Below are 405 nucleotides of genomic sequence, written 5' to 3' on the forward strand. Positions count from 1 at the left end.
CTCGATGAGCGCGACCAAGGAGGCTACCAACGCTCTGCTGCAACTCATCGACGGCGCCGGCGGCATGCTGCAGGACGTGGTGTGGATCGCGGCGACAAACAATCCGGACATGATCGACGCTGCAGCCGTGCGCGGTGGGCGCTTCGGGACGCGTGTGGAGATTGGGCTGCCCGACGGCGACGTCGTTCGAGATGTGGTGGCCTGGTGGGCGTCCGAGCACGCCGGCTTCCTCGGTGAAGGGGATCCGGTGTCTTGGGTGGATCAGGCGGCCGGAGTGCTGACTGGGCTGTCCCAGGCCTCGATCCTGGAGGCGCTCAAGGACGCCAAGAACATGGCTGTGATGGATGCCATGGGTGGACAGAACACGGGGAAGAAGGCAGTAGTATTGCTCGAGCATGTACAGGC

General features: G+C 64.4%; 1 protein-coding gene. It reads left to right on the forward strand.

Features of this window, described 5'->3' with window-relative positions:
- A partial coding sequence (locus D7V77_RS42845) for an AAA family ATPase (protein WP_158624608.1) occupies positions 1-405 on the forward strand: 405 nt, incomplete at both ends.

Origin of the sequence: Corallococcus sp. CA041A, from assembly GCF_003612075.1 — a bacterium.
In the GTDB taxonomy this organism is placed as follows: Bacteria; Myxococcota; Myxococcia; order Myxococcales; family Myxococcaceae; genus Corallococcus; species Corallococcus exiguus.